30 protein-coding genes are annotated in these 25,854 nt (G+C 45.6%); 17 read left to right on the top strand and 13 right to left on the bottom strand.

What is annotated here, in order from left to right; translation table 11 throughout:
* Window positions 1-432: an RrF2 family transcriptional regulator gene (locus tag AC27IJ_RS13405; protein WP_312446988.1), complete on the bottom strand. Its 432-nt coding sequence runs from the start codon at window positions 430-432 to the stop codon at window positions 1-3.
* 213 nt (window positions 433-645) lie between these two features.
* Between AC27IJ_RS13405 and AC27IJ_RS13400 the strand changes: the two genes are divergently transcribed.
* Both AC27IJ_RS13400 and AC27IJ_RS13395 read left to right on the top strand, forming a co-directional pair.
* Entirely contained in the window at window positions 646-1,800 is a 1,155-nt protein-coding gene (locus AC27IJ_RS13400; RefSeq protein ID WP_487149302.1) for a trans-sulfuration enzyme family protein, read from the top strand.
* Complete coding sequence (locus tag AC27IJ_RS13395) at window positions 1,793-2,977, top strand: MalY/PatB family protein (protein ID WP_487149300.1); 1,185 nt, start codon at window positions 1,793-1,795, stop codon at window positions 2,975-2,977. The genes AC27IJ_RS13400 and AC27IJ_RS13395 overlap by 8 nt, the downstream gene beginning before the upstream one ends.
* Window positions 2,978-3,119: 142 nt before the next feature.
* Here the strand turns inward: AC27IJ_RS13395 and rbr are convergent, their stop codons facing one another.
* Complete coding sequence (gene rbr / locus AC27IJ_RS13390; RefSeq protein WP_312446993.1) at window positions 3,120-3,713, bottom strand: rubrerythrin; 594 nt, start codon at window positions 3,711-3,713, stop codon at window positions 3,120-3,122.
* A gap of 484 nt (window positions 3,714-4,197) precedes the next feature.
* On the opposite strand from rbr, the gene cysK reads away from it, so the two are divergent.
* From cysK to AC27IJ_RS13315, 15 genes are all read left to right on the top strand, one after another.
* Complete coding sequence (gene cysK, locus AC27IJ_RS13385; protein WP_312446994.1) at window positions 4,198-5,130, top strand: cysteine synthase A; 933 nt, start codon at window positions 4,198-4,200, stop codon at window positions 5,128-5,130.
* A 408-nt stretch (window positions 5,131-5,538) separates the two neighbouring features.
* The gene (locus tag AC27IJ_RS13380) at window positions 5,539-6,531 is read left to right on the top strand and encodes a glutathione S-transferase family protein (protein ID WP_487149297.1); all 993 of its coding nucleotides are present in this window, start codon (window positions 5,539-5,541) and stop codon (window positions 6,529-6,531) included.
* Window positions 6,524-7,705 carry an amidohydrolase gene (locus AC27IJ_RS13375; protein WP_487149295.1) on the top strand — a complete coding sequence of 394 codons (1,182 nt, stop codon included), beginning with the start codon at window positions 6,524-6,526 and terminating at the stop codon, window positions 7,703-7,705. The genes AC27IJ_RS13380 and AC27IJ_RS13375 overlap by 8 nt, the downstream gene beginning before the upstream one ends.
* The gene (locus tag AC27IJ_RS13370; RefSeq protein WP_312446998.1) at window positions 7,698-8,747 is read left to right on the top strand and encodes a methionine ABC transporter ATP-binding protein; all 1,050 of its coding nucleotides are present in this window, start codon (window positions 7,698-7,700) and stop codon (window positions 8,745-8,747) included. Before AC27IJ_RS13375 ends, AC27IJ_RS13370 begins: the two co-directional genes overlap by 8 nt.
* Window positions 8,740-9,408: a methionine ABC transporter permease gene (locus AC27IJ_RS13365; RefSeq protein WP_312447000.1), complete on the top strand. Its 669-nt coding sequence runs from the start codon at window positions 8,740-8,742 to the stop codon at window positions 9,406-9,408. Before AC27IJ_RS13370 ends, AC27IJ_RS13365 begins: the two co-directional genes overlap by 8 nt.
* Window positions 9,409-9,423: 15 nt before the next feature.
* On the top strand, window positions 9,424-10,248 hold the full coding sequence (locus AC27IJ_RS13360) for a MetQ/NlpA family ABC transporter substrate-binding protein (protein ID WP_487149292.1): 825 nt from the start codon (window positions 9,424-9,426) through the stop codon (window positions 10,246-10,248).
* A gap of 73 nt (window positions 10,249-10,321) precedes the next feature.
* Window positions 10,322-11,254: a transporter substrate-binding domain-containing protein gene (locus AC27IJ_RS13355; RefSeq protein ID WP_487149290.1), complete on the top strand. Its 933-nt coding sequence runs from the start codon at window positions 10,322-10,324 to the stop codon at window positions 11,252-11,254.
* Window positions 11,255-11,269: 15 nt separating this feature from the next.
* Window positions 11,270-12,031, top strand: a complete 762-nt coding sequence (locus AC27IJ_RS13350; RefSeq protein ID WP_487149288.1) for an amino acid ABC transporter permease — start codon at window positions 11,270-11,272, stop codon at window positions 12,029-12,031.
* Window positions 12,032-12,048: 17 nt separating this feature from the next.
* Window positions 12,049-12,813 (top strand): amino acid ABC transporter ATP-binding protein, encoded by a 765-nt coding sequence (locus tag AC27IJ_RS13345; protein ID WP_312447007.1) that lies wholly within the window; start codon window positions 12,049-12,051, stop codon window positions 12,811-12,813.
* Between the two features lie 48 nt (window positions 12,814-12,861).
* Window positions 12,862-13,884: a glutathione S-transferase C-terminal domain-containing protein gene (locus AC27IJ_RS13340; RefSeq protein ID WP_487149286.1), complete on the top strand. Its 1,023-nt coding sequence runs from the start codon at window positions 12,862-12,864 to the stop codon at window positions 13,882-13,884.
* Window positions 13,877-14,365 (top strand): GNAT family N-acetyltransferase, encoded by a 489-nt coding sequence (locus tag AC27IJ_RS13335; protein WP_312503861.1) that lies wholly within the window; start codon window positions 13,877-13,879, stop codon window positions 14,363-14,365. The genes AC27IJ_RS13340 and AC27IJ_RS13335 overlap by 8 nt, the downstream gene beginning before the upstream one ends.
* A gap of 32 nt (window positions 14,366-14,397) precedes the next feature.
* Window positions 14,398-15,354, top strand: coding sequence for a glutathione S-transferase family protein (locus tag AC27IJ_RS13330; RefSeq protein WP_487149283.1), 957 nt, complete (start codon window positions 14,398-14,400; stop codon window positions 15,352-15,354).
* Window positions 15,355-15,367: 13 nt separating this feature from the next.
* Window positions 15,368-15,808, top strand: coding sequence for a GNAT family N-acetyltransferase (locus AC27IJ_RS13325; protein WP_312447012.1), 441 nt, complete (start codon window positions 15,368-15,370; stop codon window positions 15,806-15,808).
* Window positions 15,809-15,820: 12 nt separating this feature from the next.
* Window positions 15,821-16,837 (top strand): glutathione S-transferase C-terminal domain-containing protein, encoded by a 1,017-nt coding sequence (locus tag AC27IJ_RS13320; RefSeq protein ID WP_487149281.1) that lies wholly within the window; start codon window positions 15,821-15,823, stop codon window positions 16,835-16,837.
* A gap of 35 nt (window positions 16,838-16,872) precedes the next feature.
* On the top strand, window positions 16,873-18,015 hold the full coding sequence (locus tag AC27IJ_RS13315) for a M20/M25/M40 family metallo-hydrolase (protein ID WP_487149279.1): 1,143 nt from the start codon (window positions 16,873-16,875) through the stop codon (window positions 18,013-18,015).
* Here the strand turns inward: AC27IJ_RS13315 and AC27IJ_RS13310 are convergent.
* From AC27IJ_RS13310 to AC27IJ_RS13260, 11 genes are read right to left on the bottom strand one after another with little or no spacing between them, the layout of a single operon-like run.
* Complete coding sequence (locus AC27IJ_RS13310; protein WP_487149277.1) at window positions 18,012-18,740, bottom strand: acylneuraminate cytidylyltransferase family protein; 729 nt, start codon at window positions 18,738-18,740, stop codon at window positions 18,012-18,014. The genes AC27IJ_RS13315 and AC27IJ_RS13310 overlap by 4 nt on opposite strands.
* Window positions 18,740-19,900, bottom strand: coding sequence for a UDP-N-acetylglucosamine 2-epimerase (gene neuC / locus AC27IJ_RS13305; protein ID WP_487149275.1), 1,161 nt, complete (start codon window positions 19,898-19,900; stop codon window positions 18,740-18,742). The genes AC27IJ_RS13310 and neuC overlap by 1 nt, the downstream gene beginning before the upstream one ends.
* Window positions 19,897-20,892, bottom strand: a complete 996-nt coding sequence (gene neuB / locus AC27IJ_RS13300; RefSeq protein ID WP_312447020.1) for an N-acetylneuraminate synthase — start codon at window positions 20,890-20,892, stop codon at window positions 19,897-19,899. The genes neuC and neuB overlap by 4 nt, the downstream gene beginning before the upstream one ends.
* The gene (locus AC27IJ_RS13295; RefSeq protein WP_487149273.1) at window positions 20,885-21,532 is read right to left on the bottom strand and encodes an acetyltransferase; all 648 of its coding nucleotides are present in this window, start codon (window positions 21,530-21,532) and stop codon (window positions 20,885-20,887) included. Before AC27IJ_RS13295 ends, neuB begins: the two co-directional genes overlap by 8 nt.
* Window positions 21,529-22,575 (bottom strand): nucleotidyltransferase family protein, encoded by a 1,047-nt coding sequence (locus AC27IJ_RS13290; RefSeq protein ID WP_312447024.1) that lies wholly within the window; start codon window positions 22,573-22,575, stop codon window positions 21,529-21,531. The genes AC27IJ_RS13295 and AC27IJ_RS13290 overlap by 4 nt, the downstream gene beginning before the upstream one ends.
* Window positions 22,576-22,596: 21 nt before the next feature.
* Window positions 22,597-23,745: a LegC family aminotransferase gene (locus AC27IJ_RS13285; protein WP_312447027.1), complete on the bottom strand. Its 1,149-nt coding sequence runs from the start codon at window positions 23,743-23,745 to the stop codon at window positions 22,597-22,599.
* 27 nt (window positions 23,746-23,772) lie between these two features.
* On the bottom strand, window positions 23,773-24,753 hold the full coding sequence (locus tag AC27IJ_RS13280) for an NAD-dependent 4,6-dehydratase LegB (protein WP_487149270.1): 981 nt from the start codon (window positions 24,751-24,753) through the stop codon (window positions 23,773-23,775).
* 10 nt (window positions 24,754-24,763) lie between these two features.
* The gene (locus AC27IJ_RS13275) at window positions 24,764-25,021 is read right to left on the bottom strand and encodes a hypothetical protein (protein WP_312447029.1); all 258 of its coding nucleotides are present in this window, start codon (window positions 25,019-25,021) and stop codon (window positions 24,764-24,766) included.
* A 15-nt stretch (window positions 25,022-25,036) separates the two neighbouring features.
* The gene (locus tag AC27IJ_RS13270; protein WP_312503874.1) at window positions 25,037-25,336 is read right to left on the bottom strand and encodes a hypothetical protein; all 300 of its coding nucleotides are present in this window, start codon (window positions 25,334-25,336) and stop codon (window positions 25,037-25,039) included.
* Between the two features lie 20 nt (window positions 25,337-25,356).
* On the bottom strand, window positions 25,357-25,659 hold the full coding sequence (locus AC27IJ_RS13265) for a peptidase associated/transthyretin-like domain-containing protein (protein WP_312447032.1): 303 nt from the start codon (window positions 25,657-25,659) through the stop codon (window positions 25,357-25,359).
* The gene (locus AC27IJ_RS13260) at window positions 25,616-25,843 is read right to left on the bottom strand and encodes a hypothetical protein (RefSeq protein ID WP_312447034.1); all 228 of its coding nucleotides are present in this window, start codon (window positions 25,841-25,843) and stop codon (window positions 25,616-25,618) included. Before AC27IJ_RS13260 ends, AC27IJ_RS13265 begins: the two co-directional genes overlap by 44 nt.
* Window positions 25,844-25,854: the final 11 nt, after the last annotated feature.

The following is a 25,854-nucleotide window of genomic DNA, read 5'->3' as shown; positions in this document are numbered from 1 at the left end:
CTAAATATAATATTCAGGAGACTCCTGACACCTGTCAAGAATGTCCTGTAAGGTAATGCTGTTTAAATAATTTGTAATGACTTCTGAAAGCCCCTGCCATATAGGAAGGGTCAGACAGTCTGCCTGCCTGGAGCATACGTTGGGGTCATTGTCCATGCAGCTGACAGGATTTAAGCTGCCCTCTGAGCTGAGTAAAATATCTCCGATGGTTATCTGGGAGGGCTGCCTTGCCAGCTTATAACCTCCCATGTGGCCCCGGTAGGTTGTGAGCAGATTGCTGCGGTTTAAAAAAGGAACGATCTGTTCTAAATATTTTTTTGAGATGCTCTGCCTTTCGGAAATATCTTTTAAGGCAATGAATTCCTCGTTATAATGCTCGGCTAAATCAATCATCATCCGAAGAGAGTAGCGTCCGCGAGTCGATATTTTCATAGTATACCACCTTACAAAACAATTTTGTGTATCAATACCTATTTTACCATGGGTTGAATAGGTATTCAACCCATGAAATGAAATTCTTTTTGCAATAGAAATAAACTATAGCAGGTGATTGTTTTTAAGTAATAACCATTGACAGTATTCCATTGGTATACTTATGGATAGAATAGAAGTATGATTCCAAACATGAGAAAGAGGGGAATGAATATGGAATACGGGATTTCTACAAAATGTTTATACGGCAATGGGGAAGGGGTTACTACAGACAAGTCTGGAGCCATCAGTTTTCCTATTTATCAGACAGCTACCTTTGCTCATAAGGGAATCGGGGAAAGCACCGGTTATGATTACAGCCGCCTTCAGAATCCAACCAGGGAGCAGTTGGAAAAGGTGGTGGCTTCCCTTGAAAATGGGGTGGATGCCCTTGCATTTTCCAGCGGAATGGCTGCAATCACAGCTTTAATGGAATTGTTTCAGCCAGGAGACCATATAATAACCGACTGTGATTTATATGGCGGCAGCATCCGTTTGTTCGATAATATCAGCAAGAAGAACGGGATTTTAATCAGTTCTGTAGACTGTTCCCACGGGGACTTGGCAGAATTTGAAAACCTGATAGGTGAAAATACAAAAGCAATATATATTGAGACTCCGACAAATCCTATGATGAATGTCATAGACATTGGCAAGCTGGCAGAGATTGCAAAAAAGCATCATCTGCTTTTAATCGTGGACAATACGTTTTTGTCTCCTTATTTTCAAAACCCGCTGAAGCTGGGAGCGGACATTGTGGTCCACAGCGGAACCAAATATTTAGGCGGCCATAATGATACCATCGCAGGCTTTCTGGTCACCTCCTCGGAGGAGATATCCGAAAAACTCAGGTTTATCATTAAAACGGTAGGTTCCGGGCTGGCTCCCTTTGACAGCTGGCTTATATTAAGAGGGATTAAAACCCTTGCAATCCGGATGGAGCGCGGGGAGAAGAATGCCAGGAAGCTTGTGGAGTGGTTATGCCAGGAAAAGAAGATCACAAAGGTATATTACCCCGGAATCCAGTCACATCCCGGTCACGAGGTCTGTAAAAAGCAGGCAACAGGGTTCGGCTGCATGGTTACCTTTGAGGTGGAGTCAAAGGAGCTGGCCCATCGGATTTTAAAAGAAGTAAAACTGATCCACTTTGCAGAAAGCTTAGGCGGCGTAGAAACACTTATCACTTACCCCATTACCCAGACGCATGCCGATGTGCCCAAAGATGTTCTGGAGGCCAACGGCGTCACCGACCGGATCTTAAGGTTATCGGTGGGAATCGAGGAAGCGGAAGATTTGATAAGGGAATTGGAGCGGATATTTTATGTGTAAGGAAACGATTAATTTTGACGAGGTCATTAACCGTAAAAATACAAACAGCATCAAGTATGATTTTGCATTGCGAAGGGGGAAACCGGAAAATTTGCTGCCTTTGTGGGTGGCGGATATGGACTTCAAGGTATCCGAAAAGATTCTGGACGCCCTTCATGAGCGGGTCAACCATGGGATTTTCGGCTACAGTGAAGTCCAGGATGAATATTTTGAGGCCATCCGGGACTGGATGGAAAAAAAGCATCACTGGAATGTGGAAAGCAGGTGGCTGGTCAAAACACCGGGTGTTGTATTTGCATTAGCCATGGCTGTCCAGGCTTTTACGGATCCCGGGGATGGAGTCATGATCCAGCAGCCTGTGTATTATCCCTTCAGCGAAGTCGTTGAGGATAATGACAGGGTGCTCGTGGATAACTCTCTGTATCTTGGAGAAGATGGCAGGTATCACATAGATTTTGAGGACTTTGAAAGAAAAGCAGAGGAGTTCCATGTGAAGTTATTCCTGTTTTGCAATCCTCATAATCCGGTAGGTAGAGTCTGGAGCCGTGAGGAATTGGAGAAATTAGGGGAAATTTGCATCCGAAGAGATATTCTGGTAGTCAGCGATGAGATTCACCAGGATTTTGTGTTTGAGGGAGAGCACCTGGTATTTGCCAATCTAAGCGAAGAACTGAAAAACAGGACCATTACATGCACCTCGCCTAGTAAGACCTTCAATCTGGCAGGTCTGCAGATTTCCAATATATTTATTGCAAATCAGAAGGTGAGGCGAAGGTTTCGCAGGCAGGTAGCCGCAGCCGGATACAGTCAGCTTAATACCCTGGGCTTAACCGCATGCGAAGCGGCGTACCGCCATGGAGAAGAGTGGTATGATCAGCTTATGGTGTATTTAAGAGCGAACATTTCCTATGTACGGGAATTTTTAAAAGAAAGAATACCCAAGGTCAAGCTTATAGAACCGGAAGGAACCTATCTTGTCTGGCTGGATTTTCGGGAACTGGGCCTGACAGAAGGGGAGAGAGAAGACCTAATCATAAAAAAAGCAGGGCTTTGGCTGGATAGCGGCGCCATGTTCGGTACGGTGGGAGAGGGATTTGAAAGAATCAATGCAGCATGCCCCCGGTCTATTCTGGAAAAGGCTTTGGAGAACTTAGAGAAAGCCATAAAGACGTTGTAAAAAAGGTGGAATTTCTCTTTCACCAGCCGAGATATTGAACCAGCTCCTGTTATGAATCATGCTAAAAACCCGCATAAACATTATGTTTATGCGGGTTTTTGGCGTTTTTCCAGGCTAGGCTGCCCATACTGCAAGTCCTTTTTTATTTTCCGAATGGAGAGTCTTCCCTGCGGACAAAAAACCCCTGGTTATGGCTGCAGACCGGACAGACTTGCGGTGCATTGGTACCTTTATGGATGTGGCCGCAGTTTAAGCAGATATATTCAGTGGGCGTATCGTTCTCAAATAGTTTATTGTTTTGAACCAGCTGTGCATACTGGTCAAAACGCTGGCTGTGCACTTTTTCTATTTCAGCAATCATATAAAAGGAATTTGCGATATTGGAAAATCCCTCCTCCTTAGCCTTATCGCCGAAGGATTTGTAAATTGTGTCGTGCTCTGCAGCTTCATGCTGTGCGGAAAGCTGCAAAAGCTCCAGGATGTTATTGGAATTGTCAATGGGATAGTCGGCGCTTATGGAGATTTCCTGTCCATGAAACTCTCTTAAGTGATTATAAAATATCTCAGCGTGTTCTTTTTCCTGACTTCCGGTATAATGGAAAAGCCAGTATAAAACCTGAAGATTTTGGTTTTTCGCCTGAGACGCGGCAAATTCGTAACGGCGCCATGCCTGGCATTCTCCTGCAAAAGCTTTTAAAAGGTTCTCTTTTGTAACGCTGTCTTTTAATGTGACCATTTTTAATTCCTCCTAATTTGTTTACCATTAGTGTTACCATATTTCTCCTGATTTATAAGAAAAAATGGAAAAAGAGGAGAATCCCCCAGAAACCGATGTCATGAAAATAGCAATATGAGTAATGCCCGGTAAGGGAATCTGCAAAAATATCGTAAAAAGGTATTGACACATTTCTCTTCGTGTATTAATATAATTATAACATATAAACCTATTAAACATATAGGTGATGAAAAGAGATGATCATTATGATGGAAATCAAGATAGCAGGAAATCATGGATTATATAATAAATGCTGTTGTCAGGCTGTATGTATGAATAATGATATAGTTTTATTGTAATGCTTGTTATGATACCTGACGGCCTGGAATATGAGAAATTTTCATATTATCAGCGGAACAAAGGAGCAGGTGCCGTAATTGGCAGCCGCTTCTTTTTATTTTATAAGCAAAATATTAAATATCATATAAAAACGGAGGTAAAGAATATGGGAACAATTAAAGAAAGCGCAGTGGAGCTCATTGGAGGAACACCGATACTCAAATTAAACAGATACAGTGCAAAGGAAGGAATCCAGGGCGTTACGCTCCTGGCGAAGCTGGAATACTTAAATCCGGCCGGTTCCGTAAAAGACCGGATCGCACTTGCGATGATTGAGGATGCCGAGGAAAAAGGAATACTAAAGCCTGGAGCAACCATCATTGAGCCGACCTCAGGAAATACCGGAATCGGATTGGCAGCCGTTGCGGCAGCCAAAGGCTACCGGACCATTCTGACGCTACCGGATACCATGAGCGTGGAACGAAGAAACTTATTAAAAGCCTATGGTGCGGAACTGGAATTGACCGAAGGAGCAAAGGGCATGAAGGGTGCCATTGAGAAAGCCGAGGAGCTGAAAAACAGCATACCTGGTTCGATTATCCTGGGACAGTTTGTAAACCAGGCAAACCCCAAAGTGCACAAGGAAACCACCGGTCCGGAGATCTGGGAACAGACGGCTGGTGAAGTGGATATTTTTATATCTGGCGTAGGCACAGGCGGAACCATTACAGGTGTGGGCCAATATTTAAAGGAAAAGAAACCGGATGTCAAAATCGTAGCGGTAGAACCGGCAAGCAGTCCGGTACTCTCCGGAGGCAAACCAGGGCCTCACAAGATTCAGGGAATCGGCGCAGGTTTTGTGCCTGAAGTCCTGGATACCGGAATTTACGATGAGATAATTACCGTTGAGAATGAGGATTCATTTAAGGAAGGTAAGGCCTTTGCAGTATCAGAGGGAATTCTTGTGGGAATCTCTTCCGGCGCTGCATTAAAAGCCGCAAAGCTGCTGGCGGAAAGACCGGAAAACAAGGGAAAGACCATTGTGGTCCTGCTTCCGGATTCCGGTGACCGGTATCTGTCCACTCCCTTATTCTCGTGAAGGCAACGAGTCAAGGTCAAGCAAGCTTGACTTTGGCGACTGCCCTCGGAGTCAGATATCACGCATTTTTCTGCGCGGTATCTGACTTGGTTAAATCTTCATCATGAAATAAAATGACTGGTGGTTTGGGAAACAGCTGGTTATAAGATAATCTTATTACCAGCTGTATTTTTTTCATATTATACAAAAACCTATAGGAATGGTATGATATCACTACGAAGAAATAAGAATGCTTGGAAAGGAGTTAAGATGGTGCCAATGTGTTGTTGCTGTAAGTGCGTAAGGAATGGTCATTTTACTTGTGTCTTGAAACCTGAAACTCCTGTGCATGGCTTTTATGCATAGAAGGCAGGTGTCAGAGGGCATCTGCTTTTTTTGTACTCAAATTTAGGAAAGAAGGAAGAAAATATGGCAATAGAAGAGAGATTCGGAAAGGTAGCGACCACGGAAGATACCCACGAAGTATCTGAAACCGGCGCTTTTGTAAGGCAGGATAACCATTTTGTCACACCCTTTGGCGAAGGGGAGGGAGAGCTTCCTGTGGAAGCCGGGCGTTACCGGCTCATATGGACGCCCCTTTGCCCGTGGGCCACGAGACAGGTCATTGCCCTAAAGCTTCTGGGGCTGGAAGATGTGATCAGCGTCGGCAAGGTAAGTCCCGTAAGGACTGAGAACGGCTGGGAATTTTCCCTTGACGAGGGCGGCGTGGATCCGGTTTTAAAAATCCGCTATCTCCCGGAAATCTATGCAGCCACGGACCCGGAATATGAAGGAAGGGCAACCGTACCCACTGTGGTAGATTTAAAGACCAGGAAAGTGGTCAACAACGATTACCACCGTCTGACAAATTACTGGGAAACCGCATGGAAGCCATTTCATAAGCCGGGAGCACCGGACCTGTATCCTCAGGATTTAAGGAAGGAAATTGATGAGCTCAACGTGATATTGTTCCATGAAGTGAACAACGGGGTCTACAAAGCAGGATTTGCCCAGTCCCAGAAAGAATATGAAACCGCATATGATGTGCTGTTTCAAAGGCTTGACTGGCTGGAAGAGCGGCTTTCAAAGGGGAGATATCTGTTTGGAGACCGGCTCACTGATTCTGATATCCGGTTATACGTAACCCTTGCCCGGTTTGACGTGGCGTACTATTTCAGCCATAAGACAAACAGGAACCGCATTGCGGATTTTGATAATCTGTGGAATTATGCAAAGGACTTGTATACGATTCCGGCATTTAAAGAGGCCACGGATTTTGACTCCATAAAAAGAGGATATCTTCTGGGAAGCCATGGACATAATCCATACAACATTCTTCCCCTGGGACCGGATGTTTCCATCTGGGATGAACCTAATAACAGAGACGTAAAATTTGGAAAAGGCAGGATTGTTCATGTCTGATTCAACGTTTTATCACCAGATTACAGAAACCTTTCATTGGTTTCACCAAAATCCAGAGCTCTCTTTTGAGGAATACGAGACAACTGGCCGAATACGTGAGTTTTTGGAATATTACAATATCCGTATCCTGGATTTGGATTTAAAAACAGGATTGGCAGCAGAAATACAAGGTGCAAACGACGGACCTGTGATAGCGCTGCGCTGCGATATCGACGCTCTGCCCGTGCAGGAAGAAACCGACTTACCCTATGCCTCTGCCATAACGGGAAAAATGCACGCCTGCGGCCACGATTTTCATACCACAGTCATGCTGTATGTGGCAAAAGAATTACAGGAGCAGCGGGAACATTTGCACGGAAAGGTGAAAATCCTGTTTCAACCCGCCGAGGAATCCTCTGTCGGTGCCTTGGAAGTAATCAAATCGAAGGTTCTTGATGATGTTGACGGGATTTACGGCCTGCATACCGATATCACTCTCCCGGTGGGAACAGTAGGAATTGTTTCCGGAAGTGTAACCGCTGCTGTTGACCGGTTTACAATTAAGCTCACCGGAAAAGGCACTCATGCGGCTCACCCTCAGGACGGAATCGATCCTGTACTTACGGCCTCACAGATTGTAACCCTTGCCCAAAGCATCGTCAGCCGTAATATTGATCCGTTTTCTCAGGGGTTGCTCAGCATAACCCGTGTCACGGCGGGAAATACATGGAATGTAATCCCGCAGACAGCAGAGCTTGAAGGAACGGTACGCACCATGGGCAGACACAATCGCAAGCTGATAGAAGAACGCTTCCGCACGCTGGTTCAGCATATTGCACTGTCACAAGGTGCAGCAGCAGAAATAGATTGGCTTGCAGGGCCTCCTGCCACAAACAATGCTCCATGTTTTGAGCCTGTCGCTGCCGCTGTTGCAAAAGAACAGGGACTGAAGGTCAAACCATCTTCACCGTCTCTCGGCGGAGAAGACTTTGCCTTTTACCAGGAAAAAATTCCGGGTTTCTTCATTCGCATAGGAACTGGTGAGTCCTATCCCAACCACCATCCGAAATTTCAAATTGACACCAATGCATTGAAGCCGGCCATTGATTATTTTGCAGCATTAGCACAAAAGACCCTTTTCTCTATAAAAAGCGGTGAATTGATACTTATGCAAGAGGAGGCATCCGATGATTGAAATTCAAAACGTAAGTAAACGGTTTGCTTCTGCTTCCGGCGAGGTCCATGCCTTGCGGCAGGTCAGCCTTACGGTTGAAAAGGGCGATATTTTCGGAGTGATAGGATTCAGCGGAGCAGGTAAATCAACCCTGGTACGCCTGGTAAACTTATTGGAGCGTCCGTCAGAAGGGCGCGTGCTGGTTGACGGCACGGACATCACCACCCTGTCAAAACCGGACTTACGAAAGCTGAGGAAAAATATCGGCATGATTTTCCAGCAATTTAATTTGCTGCAGTCCAAATCTGTTTTTCAGAACATAGCGGCGCCGCTGGTATTAAACAAAGTGCCAAAAAAGGACATAGAAAAGCGGGTAAAAGAGCTCTTGCAGTTTGTAGAGCTTGAGGATAAAATTCACACCAATGTGTCAAAGCTTTCAGGCGGTCAAAAGCAAAGGGTCGGCATAGCCCGCGCCCTAGCCACAAATCCCAGCATCTTACTTTGCGACGAGGCTACAAGTGCTCTGGATCCAAAGACCACGGATTCTATTCTGGAGTTATTGAAAAAAATAAACAGGGAGCTGAATGTTACGATTCTCCTGATCACTCACGAAATGAACGTCATTTGTGATGTGTGTAACAAAGTTGCGGTTATGGATAACGGCAGGGTGTTAGAGCAGGGGACAGTGCTTGAAGTATTCGGTGATCCCCAGCATATAATCACCAGGAGTTTTGTAAAGACTGTGATTGACGATAGCATACCAGGGAGCCTCGCCCGGGAAATTCTTAAATATCAGGGAGAAAACCGGATTTTCCGTCTGCGTTTTCAAGGAAATATTGCCGGAAAACCGCTGCTGTACCGCATAAGTGCGGAATACCACATGGAGAACAGCATTTTGTTTGCCACTGTTTGCGAACTTCAGGGAGTTGTGTTCAGCGTTATGATTGTGCAGGTGTTTGGTCCTGCCCAAAGGCTTGACGAGGTGCAGCAATTTATAGAAGATTCCGGAGTCTATGTGGAAGTCTTACGTTTAACCGGGGGAGAGGAGGATCGCAATGATTGAGCAATATTTAGGCATTACCAGCGATCAGATGGTAATTGCAGCCGGCCAGACCGTTTATATGCTGTTCTGGGGGCTGGTGCTTGGATCATTTCTTGGCATTCCCCTCGGCATATTGCTTACCATTACACGTAAGGGCGGCATCCTGCAAAACAAAGTCGTCTATGCACTGATCAATTATACAATCAACATCGTGCGCTCGGTCCCCTATATTATTCTGTTGGTGGCAATAATGCCTTTAACAAAAATCATTGTGGGCACCCGGATCGGCACCCAGGCCGCTTTGGTTTCACTGGTGTTTTACATAACACCATTTCTTTCGCGCCTGGTAGAAAGCTCGCTGCTAGAGGTTGATAAGGGCATCATCGAAGCGGCGGAGGCCATGGGTGCAACCCCTGTGCAGGTTATTTGGCACTTTTTGCTGCCGGAAGCATTGGGCTCGCTGATATTGTCCCTGACCACAGGTACTATCGGCCTCCTTGGTGCAACCGCCATGGCGGGAGCCATTGGCGGAGGCGGTGTCGGTAACCTGGCATTAACCTATGGTTATCAGCAATTTAACACTCCCTTAATGGTTGCAACCGTAATCGTTTTAATCGTGTTTGTCCAGCTGATTCAGGGGATTGGAAATTATTTGTCAAAACGTGTCAGAGCACGTGAATAAAGGAGGAACCTGTTTATGAAAAAAATTGGATTAATTATCATCGCTGCCTTACTTGCCGTCACTGTCGCCGGCTGCTCAGCCAATAACGAAAGTAAGCTGGGCCAGGACAAAAAAACATTGAAATACGGAAAGGCTGCAGGACCCTATACGGTATTATTTGAAGATGCAGTAAAGCCCATCCTGGAGAAGCAGGGGTATAAGCTTGAAGTGGTTGATTTTTCAGACCTTTTGCAGAACGATACAGCGTTGAATGAAGGTGAAATTGACTTCAACGTGGAACAGCATACTGCCTATGCCGAAAATTTCAACAATAAGCAAAATGGAAACCTTGTTCCCATCTCCCCCATACCCACCGTTCCCGCCGGTCTGTTTTCTGCAAAGCATACATCTTTGGATGCGATAGCGGATAGTGCCATTGTTGCAGTGCCAAATGATGCATCCAACACGGCACGTGCTTATGCACTTTTACAAAAGGCTGGCTGGATTAAGCTTAACCCGGATGTTCCCCTTGAAACGGTAAAACAATCCGACATCATTGAAAACAAGTACAACATCAATTTTGTGGAAATGGATTCGTTAAACATCCCGCCTGCTTTGGATGATTTTGATTTTGCAGTGATCACAGGAAGCATTGTTTACAATGCAGGCATCGATCCTTCTACCGCCATTTTACAAGAAGATATTTTGGATCATTTGATTTTACAGGTGGTTGTAAAAGAAGAGAACAAAGACACAAAATGGGCAAAGGATATCGCAGCTGCTTATCACTCAGACGAATTGAAAGAGTATATGAAAAAGAATAACTCAGGCTTATGGTTCGTTCCCCAGGAATTGCAATAACATAGACTCCATCCGGCAGAGGAAGGAGATAACAGAACCAAGGAAATCATTTTTATAAAGAGGAGAGAAAATTATGAAGAAAAATATTGCAGGCAAATCAATCGTAGGGGTGCTTACGGCAGTGGCCGTATTAGGAGCCCTGACCGGATGCAAGAGCAGTGCCAATGCGTCAGCCACCAAAGCAGTTGAAGAAACAACAAAAACAGAAAGTTCAGCAGAACCGACAAAACAGGAGGAGAGCAGTGAGGCTGCCGCCACGGTGGAACCGGTGGTCGTTCATGCGGCAACAGGCGGTTCCCCAAAGCCGTTCACCTTTGTGGACAGCAGCAATCAGCTGACCGGTCACAACATTGAACTGATCAAAGCCGTTTTTGACCGGCTCCCCCAATATAAGCTTGAAATCGAAGTGACCGATTTCCCATCTATTTTTGCAGGTCTGGATTCCGACCGGTACCAGATCGGTGTAAATAATTTTGCAAAGAATGAAAAACGAAAAGAAAAGTATTTATTTACCGACCCGATCTTTGCCAATGAGTACGTTGCCATCTTTGCGAAGAACAATGATAAAGCAGCAGGCATAGAGACATGGGATGACCTTGCAGGCTTAAAGACCATTTCCTCGGCGGGAATCAATATTACCACAGCCCTGGAAAACTATAACACCTCCAATCCCCAGAATCCCATTGCCATCGAATACAGCGATGAGGACCTTGTGCTGCAGATCCAGGATGTGGAAGCTGGGAAATATGATTTCGTTTTAATGGATAAACCAATGTTTGAGTATTATCAGAAAGAATTTAATTTTAATGTGGACGGAGTTTCCATCAGCAACACCCTATCAAAGGACTTAATGGAAGAACCCTTCAGCTATTTAATTGTCAGCAAAGGGAATGAGAAACTGGTAGAGGATATCAACAAGGCGTTAAAAGAAGTGATCCAGGACGGAACTTCCAAGGAAATCAACTTAAAATGGTTTGGATCCGATTATTCCCCATCCTATAAATAAAACCGGAGGAACAAGATGAGCAAAATATTTGACTGGCAGCTGGTGTTTACGGAAATCCCCGCATTGCTGAAATACTTGCCCGTTACGCTGCAGCTGACGGCAATTGCCCTAATCATCGGTTGGGTGGCAGGGCTTTTGATCGCAGTAGTAAAAATTCACAATATCCCGGTCCTTCGGCAATTATGTACCTTATTTGTTTCGGTCGTACGGGGAACTCCGATTATCGTCCAGCTGTATCTTACGTACTTTGGAATTCCTATCGCTTTAAAATATTATAACTTTTACAATGGAACTTCTTATAACGTAAATGGAATACCGCCTATTATTTTTGCGATCGTAGCATTGGGGCTTAATCAATCTGCTTTTGATTCGGAAACCATACGGGTGGCCATACAGTCCGTGGAAAAAGGGCAGGTTGAGGCAGCCAAGTCCCTTGGAATGACAGGGTTCCAGATATTCCGGAGGGTATTGTTCCCCCAGGCGGTGACAGTGGCCCTCCCCTCATTAGGGAACTCCCTCATAAGTCTGATAAAAGGAACCTCCCTTGCATTTACCTGTTCAGTCGTTGAAATAACAGCACAGGGCAAGATTCTTGCCGGAAACAGCTACCGGTATTTTGAAGCTTACTGTTCTCTGGCTCTCATCTACTGGGTATTGACAATTTTTATTGAACGGCTGTTTGTATACCTTGAGAAAAAGATGAGTGTACCGGAAATGGTTTCTGCAGAAACGTCTTTTGGGCATACCTTTATGCCAAAAAAGCATGGGCAGGAATAGGGAAAGGAGGCATAAGTGTGAGCGTTATAGAAATTCAGGGATTAAGTAAAAAATTCGGCGATAACGTGGTACTGGATGACATTGATCTGGTCATTCATGAAGGTGATGTGGTCGCCATCATCGGACCATCAGGGACCGGTAAATCCACCTTGCTCCGTTCCATCAATCTGCTTGAAAAGCCGGAAAAGGGAACCATTAAAATAAATGATCAGGTAATCGACCTTACCACAAAATCAGCCAGGGAAAAGCTGGAGTTGCGGAAAAATACGGAAATGGTATTTCAGCAGTTTAATCTTTTCAAGAACCGGACCGCCCTGGAAAATGTGATGGAAGGGCTGATGGTGGTAAAAAAGTTAAAGAAAAGCGAGGCCAGAAGCATTGCGGAAAAGCATTTGCAGAAGGTGGGAATGGGGGACCGTTTTTCCCATTATCCCAGGCATTTATCCGGAGGGCAGCAGCAAAGAGTGGCTATTGCAAGGGCACTGGCCATGGACCCGAAACTGCTTCTCATGGATGAACCAACCTCGGCTCTGGATCCGGAGCTGGTAAGCGAAGTGCTGGTGACCATAAAAAAGGCAGCCCAGGAGGGTAACACCATACTCCTCGTTACTCATGAGATGAATTTTGTGAGGAACGTGGCCAATCGGATCATTTTCCTGGAAAACGGAAAAATCGTAGCGGACGGGACACCGAAAGAAATCTTTGATAATCCCAAAAACCCACGGTTAAAGGAGTTTTTAGTAAAGATTCATATGCTGGAAGGCACTGATTATGCGATTTAACCGAATCAAGAAGCGGATTGCGAATATCCGCTTGACAGGGGGAAGGATATGGCAGAAGGAATCGAGGTTTTTGAGAGCACATTCCGCCATCAGATTCAGGCGGATGGAGAAATCAAGATCCAGGATAATATCTTTAAAAAGAAATTTGGAAAGGAAGAAGGGGAGTGGCCGGTGGAAGCCGGCCGGTACCGGCTGCTGTGGATGCCGGCCTGCCCTCACGCACATAAGGCTGTAATAGCCAGAAAGCTTTTGGGACTTGATCAAGTGATCAGCCTTGGAACAACGGGAATTTTCCGCGATCCAAAAGGATGGGTATTTACAGAGGATCCGGATGAGTTGGATCCTGTTTTGGGAATCCATTATTTAAAAGAAATTTATGACAGGGATTCTCTTAAGGGGGATTACAGGGAACGGCCCACCGTTCCCATACTGGCAGATACAACCTCTGGCAGAGGCGTGAACAATGACCACTTCTGGATCCCGGTCTATTTTGAGACTGCATGGAAGCCATATCATAAGGAAGAGGCACCGGAGCTTTATCCGGCTGAACTTCGGAAGGAAATTGATGAACTCAACCATTTCATATTTGAAAGAATCAACAATGGCGTCTATGACGTTGGCTTTGCAAGATCCCAGGAAGCATACGAAAAGGCATTCGAAGCATTTTTTGAGGCTATGGATCTCCTGGATCAAAGACTGGAAACAAAGAGGTTTTTATTCGGGGATTATATCACAGACTCCGATATCAGGCTGTATCCGACTCTGGCAAGGTTTGACGTAGTTTACCATCAGGTTTTTCATGCAAACAAAAAGAGGCTGGTGGAGTACAGGAACTTGTGGCCTTATGCCAGAGATTTATACCAGGTACCGGAGATAAAAGAGAGCACCTATTTTGATGTATACAAAAAACACTATCAGTTATCGCCTCATCTAAAACCCCTGTGGGGTAATGTATATTCCATAGTTGCCAAGGGGCCAGACGTCAGCGGCTGGGAGATGCCGCCGGGGCGGGAGAACTTGAGCCGAGACCCGGATAAGAAATTTAAGTACCAGGAGGTCTCCCATGAATGATATTTCATACAAGATAACAAGGGAAGAGATTCACTGGCAGGAAGTTTCCGATGTGCTTCGGCGTTCCGGATTATCAGACCGGTCTGCAAAGGATCAGGAGACCATCTTTACAAACAGCTATGCCGTAGTGTTTGTCTATGACAAGGAGAGGATCGTTGGTGTCGGAAGAGCCTTATCCGACGGCGTCTGCCAGGCGGCCATCTACAACATCGCTCTTGATGAAGAATATCAGGGATACGGGATCGGAAGAAAGCTGATTCAGCTGCTGCTTGATCAGGTCAGGGGCCAGAATGTGATCCTGTATACCCATCCCAGGACGGTTGCCCTATATGAAAAAATGGGATTCCGAAGGAATAAAACGGCCATGTGCCGGTTTTGCGGATCGGAAGAATCTCTTAACTGGATGGATAAGGAAGGCTTCCTGCTTCCGGAAAAATACCGCTTTGCTGATGAATATGGCAGGGAGGATATGAAGGGTTAGGAAGGCTTTGAGAAAGAAATGAGGAAATTGCCATGTCAAAAAAGTTTATTACGGATGAGATTGAAACCAGTGGGAAATTTAAACGGCAGAAAAACCAGTTTACAACAGCCTTTGGGGCAGAGGAAGGAAATCTGCCTGTAGAATCTGGCAGGTACCGCCTGTTCTGGTCTCCGGCCTGCCCATGGGCCCACCGTTCCGTTATCGTAAGGAGCTTACTTGGCCTTCAGGATGCGGTCAGCCTGGGTACCCTGGATCCAATAAGGCCTGATGTGGAACGGACGGACTGGGCCTTTACTCTGGATGAACATGGGGAGGATCCGGTATTAAAGATTAAATATTTAAGTGAAGCCTACTTAAAGGCAGATCCGGATTACAAGGGAAGGTTTACCGTGCCTGCTGTAGTTGACTTAACTACGGGGAAAGTGGTAAATAACGATTATTTTAACTTAACCAGGTACTGGGAAGTGGAATGGAAGAAATACCAAAAGCCGGGAGCGCCGGATTTATATCCGGAAGAGCTGAGAGAAGAAATCGATGAATTAAATGAAATTTTGTTTCATGAAATCAACAACGGGGTTTACAAGGCAGGATTTTCCAGAAGCCAGGAGGCATACGAAGAGGCGTACCGGCTGGTTTTCCACCGCATTGACTGGCTGGAAGAGCGGTTGGGCCGCGGCCGTTATTTGTTTGGAGATAAGATCACGGAATCCGATATCCGCCTGTATGTGACACTGACCCGTTTTGATGTGGCCTATTACAATGGTTTTCATTTAAACAGAAATCTTATTTCCGATTTTCCCAATCTCTGGGGATATGTCAGGGACTTATATGCACAGCCGGGATTTGGAGATACCACAGACTTCGAGGCTATCAAAAAACACTATCATTTGTGTGCGGTTTCCAGTAACCCCTATAGTCTGGTACCAAAGGGGCCGGACCTTTCCATCTGGAAAACACCTCATGGAAGAGACCGGATCAATTTTAAATAAGGGGAGTGGCAGGATGAAGGCAGTAAGGGTAAAAGAACACTGGCAGCTTGCAGGGGTTCATTATGTAAGGACGGAAACCATGGTAAAAGGGTTCCATATTCCGTTAGATAAGGAATTTGATGAAGGGGATTTAAAACAGTATTCCTATGTGCTGGTGCTTGATGACATATATCCGGTAGCTGCCTGCAGAATCCATTTTCCTGGCGAGGGCGGGACGGCCAAAATTGAACGGGTCAGCGTCCTTAAGGAATACCGGAAAAAGGGCGTGGGGAGGCTGCTGATAGAAGAGGCTGAGAACTGGATCAGGGAATCCGGGGTTAAAAAAATCTGCATTACCAGCCGGGATGAGGCGGTAGGCTTTTATGAAGCCCTGGGCTATAAAGCGGATTATGGCAGGAAGATGGATGCAGGTGTCTTTAAGATCATCTATACGGAGAAAATATGGAAGGAATAGGAGGAGATTTTCATGGCAGATCAAAATAACGGGCAAAAGGTACGCCCAAAAGAAATAGAAAAGGAAATTGACGAAAGAGGCGCATTCATTCGTCAGCCCAACCGGTTTACCACTCCCTTTGGAGATGGGGAGAAGGATTTAAAGGCAGAAAAGGGCCGGTACCGGCTGTTCTGGGCAAAAGGATGCCATTGGTCCAACCGGGCCTCTATTGTACGGGAATTGCTGGGCCTTCAGGATGCCATCGGCATTAATTTAGTCGGCCACAGCAAAGAAAATAGTGCATATGGCTGGGAATTCGTGTATAATGAGGACAGAAAAGACCCGGTCCTTGGCGCTCAGTACTTAAACGAGTTTTACTATAATGCGGACCCGGACTATGCAGGGCGCTGTACGGTACCGGCCCTTGTGGACGTTACCACGAAAAAGGTGGTAAATAATGATTACCACAGGCTGACCAACTACTTTGAAACAGCGTTCCGCCCCTTCCAGAGTCCGGAGGCCCCTGATCTGTACCCTAAAGAGCTGAGAAAAGAGATCGATGATTACAACGACTGGCTTTTTCCCAATGTAAATAACGGGACCTACCGGATGATGTTTGCCCAGTCCATCACAGCCTATGAAGAAGCATTTGAAGACTTTTATCATGCACTGGATCTCATCGAAGAGCGCCTTTCCAAAAGCCGTTTCTTATTTGGAGATTATGTGACTGACAGCGATGTGAGGCTTTTTGTCACCCTGGCAAGGTTTGATACCCATTATTACCGGAATTTAGGGCCCATTAAGCACAGGATTGTTGATTACAAAAACATCTGGGGATATTGCAGGGATTTATATGAGATACCCGCATTCAGTAACAATACCTACTTCCGGGATATAGCGGCGCCCCAGTCGGAAAACAAGTCCTTTTTCCAGGATTTTAATTCCCGTTTCGTGAATCAGATCGATTACGAAGGCATCTGGTCTGCACCGCAAGACCGGAAGGATTTAAGCAAGACACCGGAAGAAAAATTTAAAAGATATGATAATTAAAAAAACGAACCCATAGGAAAAGAGCAGGTGGCAATATGATTCATAGAAGCAGGCTGGTAAGCCAATTTAAAAAAATGGTGGAATTTGATTCCGAAACCTATCAGGAACGGGAAATTGCGGACTATTTGACAGACGAATTAAAACAGCTTGGTTTTGAGGTGTTGGAAGATGATGCCGGTCACCGGCTGAAAGAAAAGCTTCCCGAATATGGAACCGCCGCTCCCACAGGGAACCTTTACGGTTTTTTAAAGGGAACCACAGGTTCCGCCCCAATATTACTGTCGGCTCATATGGATACGGTAAAGCCTGGCATAGGGAAACGCGCGGTCTTAGATGAGCGGGGAAGAATCACCTCGGAAGGGAATACCGTGCTTGGAGCCGACGACCTTTCCGGAATTGCGGCCATATTGGAAGCGGTCCGGGTGATTAAGGAAAACAACCTTCCCCATGGAGATATTGAGATCCTGTTCCCGGTTGCGGAAGAGAATTACGGAAAAGGAAGCCAGCTCATCGATTATTCCAAAATAAAGTCAAAACAGGCTTATGTATTTGATTTAAGCGGAGAGATCGGCCTGGCCGCAACCGCAGCGCCTACCATCCTTTCTTTTGAGATCAGGGTGAAGGGTAAGAATGCCCATGCAGGCTTTTGTCCTCAGCTGGGAATCAATGCGATTGAGATCACGGCCCATGCAATTTCCAAGTTAAAGCAGGGCTGGGTTGACGATGAAACGACTGTAAACATTGGAAAAATAAGCGGAGGAAAACAGACCAACATTGTTTCCCACGAATGCGTTGTAGCGGGAGAGATCCGAAGCTTAAAGGATCATAAAGCCCTGGCGGAATGGAACAGGTTAAAGGATGCCTTTGAAGGTACTGCAGCCGGATATGGCGGAAGCCTGGAGATCGCTGTTGAAAAGCAGATCGAAGCCTATGAAATAAGTGACAGCGAAGAAGTGGTGGAACGGTTCAAACGCGTCTGCCGGTCCCTTGGCTTAAAATGCTCCACCCAATATACTCTGGGAGGCAGTGATAATAATCACTTTGTCCGAGGCGGAATCCGGGGAATCGTAGTGGCCTGCGGAATGAATGAGGTTCATACGCCAAATGAATTTACAACGGAAGATGAGCTTGAAAAAAGTGCCCTCCTGGCCCTTGGACTGATCAGGGAAGGAAATTAGTTACATTCTTGCTGGGACGGATTTGACAAGTTTTTATCAAGCATAAGTAATTCCGCTATTTTCATCTGAAAATCATCATCAATGTCAATGGAATCAAAGGCACTCATGAAATAGGGCAGGGTTTTGCCTTCATAAAAGCTTTTATTCTTTACAAAATAACTGGTCAGAGCCAGATATATAGCCCCGTTTATTCTGTATTCCGGCGGCATATCCTGTCTTCTGACCTGTTTTTTGTCTGAAAACAGGGTTTTTACTCTTCCTTCCTCCGAAAGCTCAACGGTTAAGTAGGAGCTGGAATCTGATTTGCAGATACTGACGACAGAATCCGCATTATTTTCTAGCAGGATACCGGCGCTTTCTATCATATGTTTTTCGTTTCTAAGAGGAGAAGTAGGCTGCAAAAGCATAAAGCAATCAAAAGTTTTTCCAAGATGCTGCAGCCCATTGATGACATGCAGTATGACGTCATTGGAGGAAGCCTGATCTGATGCCAGCTCTTTTGGGCGCAGAAAGGGCACGCTGGCGCCAAAACGTTTCGCAATCCCTGCATATTTTTCGGAGTCCGTGGATACCACGATATCATCAAATATTCCAGAGCGTTTGCAGGCTTCCAACGTATACGCCATAAGCGGCTTGTGATTAATTTCTATGATGTTTTTATCGATGATCCCCTTTGAGCCGCTTCGGGCTGGTATGATTGCCAAAAAAGTCTTATTCTTATACATTACAGCCTCCATTCCACATCATAAAAATTCTTTTCTAAATTAATTCCCTTTTCAAATGACTCCTTAATAATCGAGACGATCTGTTTGCTGGTTTCCTGGCCCTCGTAGGGGTTTGGAGCTTCTTCTTTATGCCGGTCAAAGGTAAGGGCTTTCTGGACCGCAGCCACAATATCGCTTACAGAAGAGCCGCAGCTTATGACAGAGGAAGGAGTTATCCTTCCAGCCTGCCTGCTTCCGATGTTGACGGAAGGCACCTTAAGGAAAGGTGCTTCAATAATTCCGCTGGAAGAATTTCCGATTACTGCCTGGCAGCAGTTCATAAGGCTTAAATAGTTTTGTACGCCAAGAGAGGGGAACACTGCCGATTTCTCCGGATTCCTGCTTACGTAAGCGCCAATCCTTCCATTGATCTGGTTTCCCCCTGTGTCGGTATTGCTCTTTGTAAAGACAACAAATAAATCCGGAAAATGTAAAAGAGCCTCTTCCAGGGGCTGAAACTGGGCCGGGGCGCTGTCATGATCCAAAGTGGCAGGATGAAAGGTGACAAGGGCAATGGGCGGAACCAGTGAAATCTTTAGTTTTTCCTCCAATTCCTGTCTGTTTAATAGCTTTATGGTCTTCATGTTTTCAATCCCAAGAGCACCCACCCAATGAACCCTGTCAGGGGCTTCCCCTAACTGGATGACCCTATTCCGGTATTCTATTGTGCTGGTGAAATGCAGATAGCTCATCTTACTGATGGCATGCCTCATGGAGTCGTCATATGCGCCTCTTGTTATTTCCCCGCCGTGAATATGGGCAATGGGAATTTTACAGATAAGGGCAGCACTTGCTGCTGTAAAGATTTCATACCGGTCTCCAAGAAGCAGAACCATATCCGGTTTTAACCGATGGTAAGCCTCAGATAAGCTGATCATTTCTAAGCCCATGGATTTGCATATTCCAAGGGAGGTGTCTGAGGCCAGGTTCATCTCTATTTTTTCATCGATGTTTATGCCGCTCTTTTCAATGTCCTCACCTTGTTCATATCTGGTATCCAGATGGCTTCCTGTGGCAATGACCTGCAGTTTAAAATCCGGGTCCTGTATGACGCGGTCCATCACCGGCTTTAATAAGCCGTATTCCGCCCGGTTTCCGGTCACTACGCATAATTTGATCATTGGCCGATCCTTTCGTCTTTCAGATAATTTCTTTGAGCGGCTCTTCCCAACAGGCTGTGCATCTCCATGGGAGAGATCCCATATCCGCAGCGTTTGGCGCATAGATTTTGAAGGGTAAAGGGCTCCCCCTTTTTAATTTCCCTGGAAGCCACCAGGTATTTTCTCACATAGTCCCTGTTTTTTAATTCAGCTTGTGTGGGCTTTTTCACTCCGTCACCCAGGGCCAGCTCAATATTTCTGATGCTGTCCACCATTTGCTGGAATTCATCTGGCTCTAAACTGGCTTTGTGGTCTGGTCCGGGCATGGTTTTATCAAGGGTCATATGCTTTTCGATGACACAGGCACCAAGGGCGGCAGCGGCAATGGCAACCTCGATTCCTGGCGTATGGTCGGAATAACCCACCTGCTTTTGAAACCTACGTCTCAACGTATCCATGGCATTTAAATTCACATCCTGCATCAGGGCAGGGTAGGAGCTGGAGCAATGGAGCAGTATGATTTCCTGTCCGCCTTCCTCCAGGATTTCCAGTGCTTCCCCCACCTCTTCCTCATTGGACATTCCCGTGGATAAAATGACCCGCTTCTTTAATGAAGCTATTTTTTTTAAATAGCCATAATTTGTGATCTCTCCGGAAGGGATCTTTATGAGATCCACTCCCAGCCGGTCAAGAAAAAGAATGCTTTCCTCATCAAAAGGAGAGGACAGGAACTGAATGCGCCTGAAGGAACAGTACTGAAACAGTTCTTCAAACTCCTGCCAGGATAATTCCAGGCTTTTTAACATTTCGTATTGTGACATGGTCTGGCCGGTATTCTCAATCTGGTAGTCTGCTTTCCTCGCATCCGGCACTGCAAGGTGCTTTGCCCGAAAGGTCTGGAATTTGATGGCGTCTGCACCTATGACGCTTGCGGCATCCACCAGTTGTTTGGCAATGTTTAAATCGCCGTTATGGTTTACCCCTGCTTCTGCGATTATCATGACGTTACTCATGGAAAGCTACCTCCTTTGCCGGACTTCCATAGGCCAGCTTATTTGACGATATACTTTTTAAGACAAGGCTTCCTGCGCCGATCATGGTGTCATTTCCAATGGTTAAGCCCTGTAGGATGGTGGAATGGGCTCCAATATGGGAATTAGCCCTTATCCAGACATTTCCGCATAAGACACTTCCGGGAGCGATATGGGCAAAATCTTCAATCCTGCAGCCATGGTCGATGATGGCGCCCGTATTGATGATGGTTCCATTCCCTATGGTAACTCCGGTATTGATGAGGACTCCCTTTCCAATAAAGTTCCCTTTCCCGATGTTAAGGGGCTCGGAAACGATGGAGCTTTTATCCATGATATTGGGAAATTCATAGCCTATTTTCTTGCATTGTTCGTACAGCCTCCGCCTTGGGCCGGGGTTTCCCATGCTTCCTATAGCAATTACCGCCTTCTTAATTCCCCGGTTAAAACAGTCGGCCAGATCCTCATCACTTCCTATGATCTTTATGCCAAGAACCTCTGTACCAGCTTTTTTGCTGCGGTCCAGAATGCCGGTGATCTTATATTTTTCCTGTCCTCTGATGGTATCTATGATGCTTTCCGCATGACCGCCCCCGCCGATCAGGATCAGTTCCTCTTTCATAGTTTCATTCTCTCAGCCATTTTTTTCATTTCACTGAATTCTCCCATATCCAGCCAGGCGCTGTCCATGACCGGATAGGCACCCACCAGTTCGCCGTTTTTTAAGCATCTGCGGATTAAGTCTGTCATATCAAAATATTGATCCTGAGGGATGTATTTTAGTATTTCCTCCTCCAATACATAAAGCCCGGTGCTCACTAACAGCTCATATCTGGGTTTCTCGTTTAAGGCATCAATGGATCCGCTTTCCCCCAAGGTAACCACCCCATAAGGAATCTCATAGCTTTTCATGGCGGTGACAACGGTGATCTTGTTTTTATGGGTTTGGTGATGGATGAGAAGCTTGGTAAAATTGACATCCACTAAAATATCGCAGTTGCTTACAAGAAAGCTCCCCTTTATGTCCTTTTTCACCAGGTTCAAGGAACCGGCTGTCCCTAAGGGCTGATCCTCCTCAATCAAGTGCAGATGATAAGGATGATCATCATTAAAATAAGCCTTTATAAGTTCCTTTTTATAGTTTATGGTAAGATAAAATTCATAAAACCCGTACTCCATCATCTGATTCATGATCCGTTCTACAATGGGGGTGTCGCCGATCGGAATCAAAGGCTTTGGAATAATTTTTGTATACGGATACAGCCGGGACCCCCTGCCGCCTGCCATGATGACTACCGGTGTCTGGGTCTTCTTTTGTCGTCCAGGCTCATGATCGTTCAGTTCATTCCAAAACAGGATATCAGTCACCTCATTGTTATCATTTACCAGGGGCAGCCCTTCGATTTGTTTTTCTTTCATGATCTCCAGGGCCAGATGGCTTTTTTCTTTTTTTATAACAACAGGAGCGGTATTCATGATCAGGCTCACCGGCATGGAAATATCCTTATTCTTTAAAATCCACCGCCTGATATCCCCATCTGTGAGAACACCGGCCAGCTTATTATCTTCTTCAACAACAAGGATTTTTCTTGCTGTCTGGTCCAATTGTCTGATTGCATCCCGAATAGAAACATCCGGTGCAATAATAAATTTACCAACTTCCATGCCTATCCCTCTTTCAGACTGCTAAATGCGGCTCAATGCTTGAATGATATGATCCATCTCCTTTTTTAAAAGACTGGTACTGCATGGGATATTGATTACCCGGTTCCAGTAAAAGGGAGCCTTTTCTATGAAATAAGCCTGGCTGTTCTCATACATCCTCTGGGTATGGGCAAGCTGCCAGATGGGCCTTGTTTCAATATCCTTTTCCTTTAGCTGCTTCATGACTGTATTACGGTCCAATCCATGATTTTTTAAGAACAGGGAATAGAACCACCGGTTGTTTCTTGCATTAAGGTTAAACTTAAGCAGTTCAAAATTTTCCATTGGTGCTATGGCATTTTCGTAGTAATCATAATTGATTTCCTTGATCCGGATAAAATCCTCCAGACATTCTAACTGGGCAACTCCCAGGGCTGCCTGTAAATTGGTCATGCGGTAGTTATAACCCACTTCATTGTGAATATAATAGAAGGGATCGTCTTTTGCCTGGGCGGCAAGATATTTCGCTTTTTCCAGGGCGCTGCCATCCTTTGCTGTCAGCATCCCGCCTCCCCCTGTGGTGATGATCTTATTGCCGTTAAAAGAATAGGCACCGAAATCGCCGATTGTCCCTGCAAATTGTCCCTGGTATTTCCCCTGTTTATAGAAGGTCCCCAATGCTTCCGCAGCATCTTCAATCAAATGAATTCCATATTGTTCAGACAATGCTTTTAACCGTTCCATATCCGCCATATTGCCAAAGATATGGACCGCAACGACCGCCTTAATGACCCGGTTTGTGCTCTTGTTTACCAGCCCGGAAGAGGTCATGGCACATTCCTTTTTCAAGAATTCCTCAAGCTTATCGCAGTCTATATTCAGAGAGTCGTCACAATCCATAAAAACAGGGAAAGCACCTATGTAGGCCACTGGATTGACTGAGGCAATAAAAGTAAGGGTGGGGACGATCACCTCCTGCCCCGGTTTGACACCGGATAAGAGCAGAGCCAGATGGATCGCGGCAGTCCCGCTTTGAACAGCCGCTGCGCCGGCGGTGTTTAAATAAGAGGCCATGTCCTGCTCAAATCTTGCCACATAGCTGCCGGCTGTTGATATCCAGCCGCTGTCAAGGGCATCTGATATATATTTTTTTTCGTTCCCTTTTAAGTTGGGAACAGATAAAGGTATCATATTCGTTCCTCCGCTCCTGGTCTGCATCTATAGATTATAGATGCCTGCTTTATACTTATCCAAGTTTTTCTCCATCCAGTCAATGGTCTTTTTAAGGCCAAGGGAAAGAGTGTATTCCTGGTTCCAGTCCGTAAGCTCCTTTAGTTTTTTATTAGATCCAAGTAGCCTGTTGACTTCACTTTTTTGAGGACGCAGTCTTTCCGGCTCGCAGACGATCCCGGCCTGAGGATTGATCTGGCGGATCAGCTCCGATGCAAGCTCTCCAATGGAAATTTCCTTCTGGCTGGCAATGTTGATTTCTTCCCCAATGGTTTTTTCTGACTTTTCTATTTCAATAAAACCGTTTACCGTATCTTTTACATAGTTAAAATCCCTGGTGGGAGTCAGGCTGCCAAGGCGTATCTCCCTGGCCCCGGCCAGCAGCTGGCTGATGATAGCCGGTATCACAGCCCTTGCGGACTGCCTGGGGCCATAGGTGTTAAATGGCCGGACAATGGTCACCGGAAGGGAAAAGCTTCTGAAAAAGGATTCCGCCAGCCGGTCGGCTCCGATCTTAGTGGCGGAATAGGGCGATTGTCCCTGAAAGGGATGGGCTTCATCAATGGGAACGTATTTGGCGCTGCCGTAAACCTCGGAAGTAGAGGTAATGAGTACTTTATCCGTACCAAGGTTTCTTGCGGCCTGCAAGACATTCAACGTTCCTTTTATATTGGTATCCACGTAGGAATCAGGAGAGTGGTAGCTAAAAGGGATGGCGATCAGTGCGGCCAGATGAAAGACCGATTCCATTCCTGTCATGGCGTTTCTTACGCCGTTTGGATCCCTGATGTCCCCTGGCTGTATCTCGATTTCCTTCTTTATTTCATCTGGAAGAGAATCCAGCCATCCCCAGGTATTGAAGGAATTATAAAAGGTAAACGCCCTTACCTCATATCCCTGTTCAACAAGTGTTTCCGTTAAGTGACTGCCTATAAATCCGTCTGCTCCTGTAACCAGAACCTTTTTCATGTTTCCTCCCTTACCTGTGGTGGTTATCGAAAACCTTTATTTTATAACTGCTCATTTTATCTGTAATAGAAAAGCAGAATTCTCCCCGGTCATTGGTCATCGTATGCTCAAGGCAGGTCCCTTCATATCCTTGTTCCTGTTGGTTATATATAGGGACAAGCTTTTCTAATATAACGACAGCGCCCTTAACCGGGCAGGAATCTTTGTAACGGACCCTACCTTTTATTAATATACCTTCCATATGATATTCATGATTAATCTGTTCCATAATACGCTACCCCGCCTAAGTGGTTATCAGCGGTTCGTAAATATCCAGCTGATAACAGGCATACTTGTCTTTTTCCACGGCTATGGCAAATTCCCCGGACTGGTTGGTGATCACATAGCCTTTGCTCACCCTCTGGTCTTCCCCGGTGATTTTGATGACCCGGACAACCGCGCCTTCTAGAGCCTCCCGGCGTGAATTATATACAGTGCCTGTTAATAAAACCTCATCGGATTTTTCCATGGTAATGGTTGTCTTTAAAATGTCCCGGTTCTTAAAATGCTTTGGTGACAGGATGATCTCAGTGTAGCCGCTCAATGGGTTTCCTCCTTTCTGTATCAGAGAAGGGGAGCATAGACCGCTAATTCATACTTCATACAGGCCTTTGCTTTAATAGAGAATAAATAGTATCCGTTTTCATCTGACAGGGTATAGCCTAACAGGCTTCTGGTGTTATCCCTGCAGTCGATCTGGGTGATTTGGACCACGGCACCTGCACAGGGCTTCTGGTCCTGGCTGTATACGGTTCCATTGATGATCTGGTAAATAGACTTTTCCAGCTGGATGTCAAAGTGATATTCCGGGCGGGACTGGAGTTTAGCTCCGTTTATTTTTAAAGAGGACTTTCTGAAGCAGTTCATATAATTTATTATGCCTCCCTCCGCTTTCCGTTGTTTCCGTAATGCTGCGGGTATATACGGTTACGTTTAATTCCTGTTTATCCTTTGTATCCTCAGCATTAATAATGTTTCCCGCCTGTTCTTTCCCATTGATGATCATTTTATTTACTTCAACCTCTTTGTATTTGGTATCATTGATTTCCATTGCCTATCCCC

Source organism: Lacrimispora sp. YZC11 (assembly GCF_057543815.1).
The sequence above is the reverse complement of the archived record's forward strand: the minus strand, read 5'-3'. Positions and strand labels throughout refer to the sequence as shown.

Coding starts and splice junctions, on each gene's coding strand:
- AC27IJ_RS13405 (WP_312446988.1), bottom strand. CDS start 432: ATGAAAATATCGACTCGCGGACGCTACTCTCTTCGGATGATGATTGAT.
- AC27IJ_RS13400 (WP_487149302.1), top strand. CDS start 646: ATGGAATACGGGATTTCTACAAAATGTTTATACGGCAATGGGGAAGGG.
- AC27IJ_RS13395 (WP_487149300.1), top strand. CDS start 1,793: ATGTGTAAGGAAACGATTAATTTTGACGAGGTCATTAACCGTAAAAAT.
- rbr (WP_312446993.1), bottom strand. CDS start 3,713: ATGGTCACATTAAAAGACAGCGTTACAAAAGAGAACCTTTTAAAAGCT.
- cysK (WP_312446994.1), top strand. CDS start 4,198: ATGGGAACAATTAAAGAAAGCGCAGTGGAGCTCATTGGAGGAACACCG.
- AC27IJ_RS13380 (WP_487149297.1), top strand. CDS start 5,539: ATGGCAATAGAAGAGAGATTCGGAAAGGTAGCGACCACGGAAGATACC.
- AC27IJ_RS13375 (WP_487149295.1), top strand. CDS start 6,524: ATGTCTGATTCAACGTTTTATCACCAGATTACAGAAACCTTTCATTGG.
- AC27IJ_RS13370 (WP_312446998.1), top strand. CDS start 7,698: ATGATTGAAATTCAAAACGTAAGTAAACGGTTTGCTTCTGCTTCCGGC.
- AC27IJ_RS13365 (WP_312447000.1), top strand. CDS start 8,740: ATGATTGAGCAATATTTAGGCATTACCAGCGATCAGATGGTAATTGCA.
- AC27IJ_RS13360 (WP_487149292.1), top strand. CDS start 9,424: ATGAAAAAAATTGGATTAATTATCATCGCTGCCTTACTTGCCGTCACT.
- AC27IJ_RS13355 (WP_487149290.1), top strand. CDS start 10,322: ATGAAGAAAAATATTGCAGGCAAATCAATCGTAGGGGTGCTTACGGCA.
- AC27IJ_RS13350 (WP_487149288.1), top strand. CDS start 11,270: ATGAGCAAAATATTTGACTGGCAGCTGGTGTTTACGGAAATCCCCGCA.
- AC27IJ_RS13340 (WP_487149286.1), top strand. CDS start 12,862: ATGGCAGAAGGAATCGAGGTTTTTGAGAGCACATTCCGCCATCAGATT.
- AC27IJ_RS13335 (WP_312503861.1), top strand. CDS start 13,877: ATGAATGATATTTCATACAAGATAACAAGGGAAGAGATTCACTGGCAG.
- AC27IJ_RS13330 (WP_487149283.1), top strand. CDS start 14,398: ATGTCAAAAAAGTTTATTACGGATGAGATTGAAACCAGTGGGAAATTT.
- AC27IJ_RS13325 (WP_312447012.1), top strand. CDS start 15,368: ATGAAGGCAGTAAGGGTAAAAGAACACTGGCAGCTTGCAGGGGTTCAT.
- AC27IJ_RS13320 (WP_487149281.1), top strand. CDS start 15,821: ATGGCAGATCAAAATAACGGGCAAAAGGTACGCCCAAAAGAAATAGAA.
- AC27IJ_RS13315 (WP_487149279.1), top strand. CDS start 16,873: ATGATTCATAGAAGCAGGCTGGTAAGCCAATTTAAAAAAATGGTGGAA.
- AC27IJ_RS13310 (WP_487149277.1), bottom strand. CDS start 18,740: ATGTATAAGAATAAGACTTTTTTGGCAATCATACCAGCCCGAAGCGGC.
- neuC (WP_487149275.1), bottom strand. CDS start 19,900: ATGATCAAATTATGCGTAGTGACCGGAAACCGGGCGGAATACGGCTTA.
- neuB (WP_312447020.1), bottom strand. CDS start 20,892: ATGAGTAACGTCATGATAATCGCAGAAGCAGGGGTAAACCATAACGGC.
- AC27IJ_RS13295 (WP_487149273.1), bottom strand. CDS start 21,532: ATGAAAGAGGAACTGATCCTGATCGGCGGGGGCGGTCATGCGGAAAGC.
- AC27IJ_RS13290 (WP_312447024.1), bottom strand. CDS start 22,575: ATGGAAGTTGGTAAATTTATTATTGCACCGGATGTTTCTATTCGGGAT.
- AC27IJ_RS13285 (WP_312447027.1), bottom strand. CDS start 23,745: ATGATACCTTTATCTGTTCCCAACTTAAAAGGGAACGAAAAAAAATAT.
- AC27IJ_RS13280 (WP_487149270.1), bottom strand. CDS start 24,753: ATGAAAAAGGTTCTGGTTACAGGAGCAGACGGATTTATAGGCAGTCAC.
- AC27IJ_RS13275 (WP_312447029.1), bottom strand. CDS start 25,021: ATGGAACAGATTAATCATGAATATCATATGGAAGGTATATTAATAAAA.
- AC27IJ_RS13265 (WP_312447032.1), bottom strand. CDS start 25,659: ATGAACTGCTTCAGAAAGTCCTCTTTAAAAATAAACGGAGCTAAACTC.
- AC27IJ_RS13260 (WP_312447034.1), bottom strand. CDS start 25,843: ATGGAAATCAATGATACCAAATACAAAGAGGTTGAAGTAAATAAAATG.